The 8,859-nt window shown below is 60.7% G+C and carries 7 protein-coding genes; 2 read left to right on the forward strand and 5 right to left on the reverse strand.

The features are described 5' to 3' along the window. Window positions 1-355 precede the first annotated feature (355 nt). The 5 genes from B3S45_RS09215 to B3S45_RS09235 all read right to left on the reverse strand — a co-directional run bounded on the left by B3S45_RS09215 (window position 356) and on the right by B3S45_RS09235 (window position 7,226). Window positions 356-637 (reverse strand): DUF3892 domain-containing protein, encoded by a 282-nt coding sequence (locus tag B3S45_RS09215; RefSeq protein ID WP_286719941.1) that lies wholly within the window; start codon window positions 635-637, stop codon window positions 356-358. Between the two features lie 250 nt (window positions 638-887). Then, the gene (locus tag B3S45_RS09220) at window positions 888-3,989 is read right to left on the reverse strand and encodes a type I restriction endonuclease subunit R (protein WP_286719944.1); all 3,102 of its coding nucleotides are present in this window, start codon (window positions 3,987-3,989) and stop codon (window positions 888-890) included. Beyond that, window positions 3,986-5,176: a restriction endonuclease subunit S gene (locus B3S45_RS09225; RefSeq protein ID WP_286719946.1), complete on the reverse strand. Its 1,191-nt coding sequence runs from the start codon at window positions 5,174-5,176 to the stop codon at window positions 3,986-3,988. Before B3S45_RS09225 ends, B3S45_RS09220 begins: the two co-directional genes overlap by 4 nt. After that, window positions 5,173-6,738, reverse strand: a complete 1,566-nt coding sequence (locus tag B3S45_RS09230) for a type I restriction-modification system subunit M (protein ID WP_286719948.1) — start codon at window positions 6,736-6,738, stop codon at window positions 5,173-5,175. Before B3S45_RS09230 ends, B3S45_RS09225 begins: the two co-directional genes overlap by 4 nt. A 257-nt stretch (window positions 6,739-6,995) precedes the next feature. Next, complete coding sequence (locus B3S45_RS09235; protein ID WP_286719949.1) at window positions 6,996-7,226, reverse strand: hypothetical protein; 231 nt, start codon at window positions 7,224-7,226, stop codon at window positions 6,996-6,998. A gap of 217 nt (window positions 7,227-7,443) precedes the next feature. Between B3S45_RS09235 and B3S45_RS09240 the strand changes: the two genes are divergently transcribed. Beyond that, window positions 7,444-8,235 (forward strand): Hachiman antiphage defense system protein HamA, encoded by a 792-nt coding sequence (locus tag B3S45_RS09240; protein WP_286719952.1) that lies wholly within the window; start codon window positions 7,444-7,446, stop codon window positions 8,233-8,235. A 97-nt stretch (window positions 8,236-8,332) separates the two neighbouring features. Further along, window positions 8,333-8,859 (forward strand): hypothetical protein (locus B3S45_RS09245; protein WP_286719954.1); only part of this gene is annotated, 527 nt, incomplete at its 3' end.

The following is an 8,859-nucleotide window of genomic DNA, read 5'->3' on the forward strand; positions in this document are numbered from 1 at the left end:
GCCTCCGCGGACCACCCACGCGCGCGTCTCAGCCACCATGCCTCCTACTGTCGGAACTCCTCCATACTGTCAGCGCCGCGGGACATCACTAGCAACTGATGAATCAGCTGCAACAGGACCTCGGCCAGGCGAGGGGACTGTGATGGATCGCACGAAGAAGGTCGCCGTCGTTACGTCACAATGCCCGGCGGTCGCAAATGCTTCGCCACATTCGATCCCTAACGGGCATTGCCCGGATGCGGAACCTAGCGGGTCGTCGATGGCAGACCTGAGCGGGGTGGCGCCCCGAAATCTAGTCGGTAGATGTCCGCCTCCGCGACATCGCGAGTTTCGAGGCTTACGCCGCCACGAAGGACTAGAACGTCGGAAGACTGAGCAGGTTGTTAGTCCACTTGCCGTCGGCGTACGTGCGCAGGTACGGCTGGCCGCCCTCCGGGTGCACGGCTCCGACCTGCACCTCATTCGTGCCAGTGCCGACTACGACCTTGTTCTTCTTGCTGTCGGCGAAGCTCACCATCGAAGGCTTGTCGTTGTCCCCGGTTGAGCCCGTCGCGGTGTTGGTCCACGCGTAACGAACGATGGTCTGGTGCGTCTTCTCCTGCCCGGAGAACCGAACGTGCGTGACTCGAACAGCCATGGCACTCTCCCCTCGTCGCGGCGCTCGCGACGTCGATTGAAGAATTGCACAGACCGCCGACATGGATGCCCGCGATCACGCTGCATTCCCGTTTCACCCCGCTGCTCGTTGCTCGCGGTAGAACCACTCGTTCCGAGGCCGTCTGGTTCCATAGCGTCCACCTCGTATCCACGAACGGGCGTAGCCCGCGGAGGGGACTTTTTCGTGCAACGAGTGGGCTGCCAACTGGCTCGCCGCCTCGGATCGTGACCTAAGTAGAACTCCCCGCCCCCAGACCGAAGAACCTCTCGAAGAACACCCCGAGCCGCTCAATCACGCGCTGCTTCTTCTCCCCGTGCCCGCCGTCCGGCGCGAACCTGGACGCCGGCGGGAGCACCTTGGTGATTGCGGTTCCGGTCGTGCGGAGCGCACCGTCACGGAACGCGATCTCGATGAATGCGCGAGTGGCGTCGGCGCGGAGCCGCTCGTCCTCGATGATGGCCTCGAGTTCGGCCTCGCGCTTGGCCGCTATAAACGCCCGCCACTCCTCGTCGATAGCACCGTCGACCGAGACGGAGTCGACGAACGCTTCGATGAGGTCCTTCTTGTTGCGCAGTGTCGGGCTGGCGTCGACGGCGCGGGAGATCTCGGCGCGGATCTCCCTGTCCTCGCCATCGCCGTGCTGGCTGCGGTATTTCTGCACGAGCATCAGGATGTAGTCGACGTTGATCTCGACCTGCTTGATCAGCTCGATCTCGAAGACAACGTCGTCGTTGATGAGCTCCTTGTCCGTGTCCTTGAACTTGCGGAACTCGGCGTACAGGTCGAGGTAGACGCTGCGGTAGTCCTGGCCCTGGCGCTCGGTGAGGATCTCGTGCCCGGCGAAGTCGTCGAACGAGGTGAGGATGTTCTCGAGCCTCAGGATCTGCCCGAACAGCTGGATGAACTCCTTCTGCGCAGCCTCGCCGATGATCTGGTGCCCGAGTGGGAAGGATGCCAGCAGCTCGTTGACCTTCTCGGCGTACTCGCCGTAGTAGTCGCCGTACGGCTTGAGGAGCACGACACCGCGGGCGTCCTTGTTGCCGAACAGTTCGAGGGCGGCGTTGGTCTCTTCCTCAAGGTCGCGGAAGGCAACGATGTTGCCGTACGTCTTGACCGAGTTGAGGATGCGGTTGGTGCGCGAGTAGGCCTGGATTAGGCCGTGCGCGCGCAGGTTCTTGTCTACGAAGAGCGTGTTCAAGGTCGTCGCGTCGAAGCCGGTGAGGAACATGTTGACCACGATCACGAGGTCGAGGTCCCGGTTCTTCAGCCGCTGCGAGAGGTCCTTGTAGTAGTTCTGGAACTTGTCCGCGCTGGTGTCGTAACTCGTCCCGAAGATGTCGTTGTAGTCCTGGATGGCGTCTTCGAGGAAGCCGCGCGCGTCCGTGCTCAGCGCATCCGTGTCGAAGGCCTCGTCGTCGAGAATGCCGTCATCGCTGGCGTCGTTGGCGCCGTAGGAATAGATCAGACCGATCTTGAGGCGGCGTTCCGGAGCCACGTCCTGCTGCTGAATCGAGAAGTGGTTGTAGTACCGACGCGCCGCATCGATCGAGGCGGTTGCGAAGATCGCGTTGAAGCCGCGCACGCGCTTGCGCTCACGGACGGCCTCGGCTTGACGCCGGACTCGCGTCGACTCGGCGACGTTCGTCACGACGGAGTGCTCGTAGCTCGAGGAACGCTTGGTCTTCTGATCGAAGTGCTCCAGCGTGTACTGAACGACCTGACTGATGCGCTCCGGCGCCAGCAGCGCCTTCTCTGTATTGATGGCCGACACCTGCTTGTCGACGATGGTGCCGACCTTGACGGTGTTGACGTAGTCAATCCGGAACGGCAGCACGTTCTTGTCGGTGATGGCATCGACGATCGTGTAGGTGTGCAGCTTCTCGCCGAAGGCCTGCTCGGTGGTCTTCAACTGCGAGTTGCCGCCAGCGCCCGCGTTGACCGCAAAGATCGGGGTGCCGGTGAACCCGAAGAGGTTGTAGCGCTTGAAGGCGCGCGTGATGTCGGTGTGCATGTCACCGAACTGCGAGCGGTGGCACTCGTCGAAGATGATCACGACGTGGTCGTTCGTGATCGCGTGACCCTTGTTGGCCTTGATGAAGGTCGACAGCTTCTGGATCGTCGTGATGATGATCCGCGCGTTCGGGTTTTCGAGCTGCTTCTTCAGCACGGCCGTCGAGGTGTTGGAGTTGGCCGCACCCTTCTCGAAGCGGTCGTACTCGCGCATCGTCTGATAGTCGAGGTCTTTGCGGTCCACGACGAACAGCACCTTGTCGACGCTCGGCAACTTGGATGCAAGCCGTGCGGTCTTGAAGCTCGTCAGGGTCTTGCCGGAACCCGTCGTGTGCCAGACGTAGCCGCCTGCGGTAACAGTGCCGAGCTGCTTGTAGTTGGTTGAGGCATCGATGCGCTGCAGGATCCGCTCAGTGGCGACGATCTGGTACGGGCGCATGGCTAGCAGCAGATGGTCCGCAGTGAGCACGCAGTAGCGCGTGAGGATGTTGAGCAGCGTGTGCTTGGCAAAGAACGTCTTCGTGAATGACGTCAGATCCTGGATCGGCTTGTTCTGCGCATCCGCCCACCACGACGTGAACTCGAACGAGTTCGACGTCTTGCGACCCTTGCCAGCCCTCTGCCCCTCCTTCAGATGCGCGTTGCGCGTCGTGTTCGAGTAGTACTTCGTCAGCGTGCCATTGCTGATCACGAACAGCTGGACGTACTCGAAAAGACCCGAGCTGGCCCAGAAGCTGTCGCGCTGGTAGCGGTTGATCTGGTTGAAGGCCTCGCGAATGTCGACGCCACGACGCTTGAGCTCGATATGTACCATCGGCAGCCCATTGACGAGCACCGTCACGTCGTAGCGGTTCGCGAAGTTCGCGCCGCCCTCGCCCTGACCCATCTCGTACTGGTTGATGACCTGAAGGCGGTTGTTATGGACGTTCTGCTTGTCCAGCAGCGTGATGTTCTTTGTCGAACCGTCATCACGCTTCAGTAGCTGAACGTGATCCTCCTGAATGCGCACGGTCTTCTCGACGATGCCGTCGTTCTTGCCAGCGATCCTATTGTCGAAGAAGTCCGCCCACTCTGCGTCGGAGAAGGTGATGCGGTTCAGCGATTCGAGTTGCGCGCGCAGGTTCGCGACAAGCTGCGCCTCGGATGTGACCGGCAGATACTCGTATGCCTGGGACTCGAGGAGTCGGATCAGCTCCTGTTCGAGCGCGGACTCTGATTGATAGGCAGCCGAGGCGGGGGCGTCTGGAATGTACTCTGCGACGACGGTCGATTCGGCAGAGACTGCGACCGGGTCGTACTTGCGTGGAGTGGCTTCACTCATGCCGCGGCCTCCTCAAACGTAAGGAGCCGGCCACGGTAGTACTCGTACTGCTTGCGGCGGGCAGCAATCTCAGCCGGAAGTCCGATACGCAAGTCACCTGTCAGGACCTCGAAGAGATCGAGGATGCGGGCGATGCGCTCCTGGTCGGCCGTTGGAGGAACGGGCACCAGAATCTTGGCAAGTCGTACCTTCGACACGTTGATGCGCGTGACGCCATTCGCAGTCTTGGTTATCTGCGCTCGTAGCGGACCAGAGCGGAAGAGATGCTTTGCAAACTCAGGATTCAGTAGAGAGGCATCGTTCATTCTGAAGCCGATGCAGAAGCTGTTGAGGTAGAGCGGCTCGGTTAGCTGCCGTGTGACAACTGAGGTCATGCCAACCTCTTCGAGCGACTCAGACGATCCCGTGAAGATCACGTCACCATAGGCAAGCGACCGCTGTCGCTCATCACTACCCACTCGCACGAAGTCATTCGCCTCGATGTTCAGCGCGATGTTGTTGAAGACGTTCGTATAGGTGGCGTAGCGAGCGTTCCCATCTGAGAAGTCGGCCTTCGACTTGCCCGTGAGGCCGCCGAAGATCGTCCCCAACTCGCCAAGTGGCGCGAGGGGGGTATCCGCTGGGAATGTGAGAAGCGAATCGCGATAGAAATCGTACTGAACGCGTCGAGCCTTCAGCTCCGCCTCCAGCTCCGCCTCCAGCTGAGTGAACTGATCCAAGACTCTGACGATCTCCCGCTGAACCTCGAGAGGCGGCACTGGTACGCGGAAGCCCGAGTAGGTACCGATCCATTGCCGGGTATGGTCCTGCGGCTCGTAGCGAATCGTCTGCATGACGTAATAGACAAACCGCAGGAGCGCGCGGGCCGAATCCTTCGGCGTGAGCATTTTCATAGCAGAGGACTTGGCCTTGAACGGAAAGTCGACCCACTTGAAAGCGGTAGTGAAGTCGTCGAAGATGACCACCGGCGACGTAGCCGACGCAGGATAGACACCGTTGGTTTCGTCGGTTCTACCGAGGATGAACGTCTGGCCCGCCGTAAGAACGGGCGTGGCAAAGGAGTCGCTGTACGCGGTTGAGGCGACGAGGTACCTGGTCGGCTGCTCATACGCGAGCAACTCGCCAAGCGGCACGAACTCCACGCCATTAGGGCAGAAATCCTGGATCAACTCGTCGATGTGACTCACGCGGAGCCCTCCAGGTCAGCGACAATTCGATCGATCGAGGCCCGCAACTCGACCTGTCGGGAGACAATGCGCCCGATCTCTGCGTTCAGTTCTGTGATGTCGACAATCTCCCGGGTGTCCTCGGCCTCGATGTACGAGGACACGGCGATGTTGTAGTCGTTCGCCGCGATGTCTTCGTTCGGCACGAGCTTCACGAAGTGATCGACGTCGACTCGGTCTTCGAGCGCACCGAGAATGTTCTGCTGGTTGTCCGGCGTCAGCTTGTTCTTGTTGCCGGCGCGCTTGAACTCGTCCGAAGCATTGATGAAGAGCACCGAGTTGTCTGTCTTGGACTTCTTGAGCACGATGATGCAGGTCGCGATCGTGGTGCCGAAAAAGAGGTCCGGCGGCAACTGGATAACAGCATCGACGTAGTTGTTGTCGACGAGGTACTTGCGAATCTTCTGCTCCGCTCCCCCACGGTATAGCACTCCAGGGAACTCGACGATCGCGGCTGTGCCGTTGACCGCGAGCCAGCTCAGTATGTGCATCGTGAAGGCGAGGTCGGCCTTCGACTTCGGTGCGAGCACGCCGGCCGGCGCGAAGCGCTCGTCATTGATCAGGAGCGGGTTGGCGTCGCCCTCCCACTTGATCGAGTATGGCGGGTTGGAGACGATCGCCTCGAATGGCTCGTCGTCCCAGTGCTGCGGGTCGGTGAGCGTGTCGCCGTGCGCGATGTTGAACTTCTCGTAGTTGAGGTCGTGAAGGAACATGTTGATTCGCGCAAGGTTGTACGTGGTCAGGTTGATCTCCTGACCGAAGAACCCGCCGACGTTCTCACGGCCGAGAACCTTGGCGAACTTCAGCAGCAGCGAGCCCGAACCGGCCGCCGGGTCATAGACCTTGTTGACGCGCTCCTTGCCTATCACGGTGATGCGCGCGAGCACCTCGGAAACCTCCTGCGGCGTGTAGTACTCGCCACCAGACTTGCCAGCCTGCGAGGCATACATCTGCATCAGGTACTCATAGGCGTCACCGAAGAGGTCGATCGAGTTGTCCTCGAAGTTTCCGAGCGGCAGGTCGCCGATCGCATCAAGGAGCTTCACGAGTTTCTCGTTGCGCTTGGCGACGGTGTTGCCGAGCTTGGAGCTGTTCACGTCGAGGTCATCGAAGAGCCCCTTGAGGTCGTCCTCGCTGTCGGTGCCCACCGCAGAGCCCTCGATGTTCTTGAATACTCGCTCGAGCGTTTCATTCAGATTCGGGTCTGTCGCAGCACGCCTGCGCACGTTTTCAAATAGCTCAGACGGAAGGACGTAGAAGCCCTTCTCGGAGACCGTCTCCTTGCGACCGAACTCAGCCTGCGCGTCGGGGAGACGTGCGTAGTTGAAGTCGGCCTCGCCAGCCTCGTGCTCACCCTTGTTGATGTACGCCGCGAGGTTCTCAGAGATGAAGCGGTAGAAGAGCATGCCGAGCACGTAGCTCTTGAAGTCCCAGCCATCGACCGACCCGCGCAGGTCGTTCGCGATTCGCCAGATGGTCTTGTGCAGTTCTGTGCGCTGGGACTCTTTGGTGGTCGGCGTCATTGACTTGTACTTCTCCCCGCGCCCCATGCGGCGCACTCATGTTGATGACCTCGGGTGCTCTCAGGCTACCGGCGCGCGGCGAGTCGGCTGGCTAGGGGACAGCGCCACACGCCGGTGGTTCAAAGCCACGATCAGCGGCCGTCCAGGCCCCCTCGATGGCGGGCGGGATCCTCATGCGGGCACCGCCCGCTACGCGGGCCGATTCGTGCAGGCAACTGTGGAAGTCAACTGCGCGAGCACCAACCCCAAGCTCTAGATCAGTCCCCTGACGGGCCGCTACTCGCCACGTCGCGCACGTGACGCAGCGCGCTTTCCTTCGTCAGGAGGCGGCCGCGCAGCCCGCTCCAAGAGATGAACGGGGCGGGCGTGACCTCCCAAGCCCCGTCGCTCAGCGCGACTGTCGCGACGTGCCTTTCTTCATGCGGTGAGTCCGCAGCAATGAAGAACTCCACACTGCCGTCCGCCTTCTCCACTTCATCGAGATTCATGTCGTCTCCGTTCCGCATGCTTTCGTTGTGAACCCCTCTATTGAGTGATACGTCTGACGGAGCGATTCGTCCAACCTCGAGCGACTGAATCTGCCGCACGTTCCTCGTCGATCGCCATCCGGGCATAGCGCGGGAGTGGGATCCTCGCGCGCCGGTGGCGGCGCGACACGGCAGAGCGATGCCGTAGTCATGGCGCGGCAACCAATACGGTCGTGTCGTGGACGGGATCGAAGTCGAACACACTCAGGGTGCAACCCTTGTGATCGTGCGCGCGATCTCGGACGACTTTCGCACGCATGTGCGCGACCGGCTTGCCGAGTACTGCTACGGCGCGACGACGGTGAGTGAGGACGCTGACTTCTACTCCTTTGAGAAGACCGTGACGGAGTTTCTCGAGCGCTACAATCCCAAACCCCGCAAGACGCAACTCGGCATGGCGGGGGAGTTGATCGTCCACGTGCTCATGCCGCTGCTGCACTCAGAATTGACGTCCGCGGCTGTCTACTTCAATAAGGAAGAGCGGAGTATCAAGAAGGGCTTTGATCTCACTTTCCTCGGTTCTAGTGAGTCCGCCATCTGGTACGGCGAGGTGAAGTCCGGCGAAGTGGCTTCAGGCAGCGACGCGGACGAGAAGGCGGCGGCATTAATCGATACGGCCGCGTCCTCATTGGCAGCGATGCTCGACGACGTGAGCCTGCTCTCGCGGTGGGACGCAGCGCTCATCGACACGCGTCTCACTCTCGAGCTCGGCCTTGCTACGACCGCCCGCGAGCTGTTGCGCAGCGACAGCGAGACCGTACGAAGGGGCGGGACCGTGACTAAGCGGGTTCTGCTTGCTGGCGCCGTGATGCACGAACTCGGCCATTGCATCGTTACGACCGCGGGGGTCGAAAGGATCGTTGAGACGATTGCTTCGAGTGATCAGTTCAGCGAGTCGAAGATCCTCGTCATCCAGCAGGACGCCCTCGAAGCGGTCATCGAATACCTGCGTGAGGTAGCGAATGCCTAACTCAGTTGACCTGACTCTCCGACGGGTTCGAAATAGCCGCAACCTGGAGGGATCCAACTTCGCTGACCTCTATGCGAAGCTCATCACGGGTGCCGTGATGACCGACGCCGAGTTCGTGGACATTCTGCGATTCGGGGTGTTCATGTCGCGCTCGAGTGAGGACGCGGTTCAAAGGTTGGGGTACCGCATCTTCCTGCAGTATGGCGAGATTACCGGCGACTATGAGCCGCTTCGAGATATTGCCCAGTCTCGGGACTTGATTCCTCTCGTGACCGCAATCAAGCGACTCCACCCCGACCTCGTCGAAGACACTTCTCTTGCGGACGTATTCTTCGCCGCGCACGCCACCAACTTCGTTGAGCCGGGAGCAGCGCGGACGATTTATCGCACGCGAGGCCAGATGGAGCTCCGGGAGTTCAATTCACGTGAATCTGACGCGATCGTCGTAGCGCCGACCTCGTACGGGAAATCTGAGATGCTCATCGATAAAGTCGCCTCGGATCTTCAGAGCCGAACGTGTGTGCTGGTACCGTCTCGCGCGCTCATCGCCCAAACGCGAGCAAACATCATCGCTGATGACCGCGTTCGAGAATCACGGGTGGGGACTGCTGCACGGATAGGTGA

The sequence above is a fragment of the Microbacterium sp. UBA1612 genome (assembly GCF_002321605.1).
GTDB lineage: Bacteria > Actinomycetota > Actinomycetes > Actinomycetales > Microbacteriaceae > Microbacterium > Microbacterium luteum.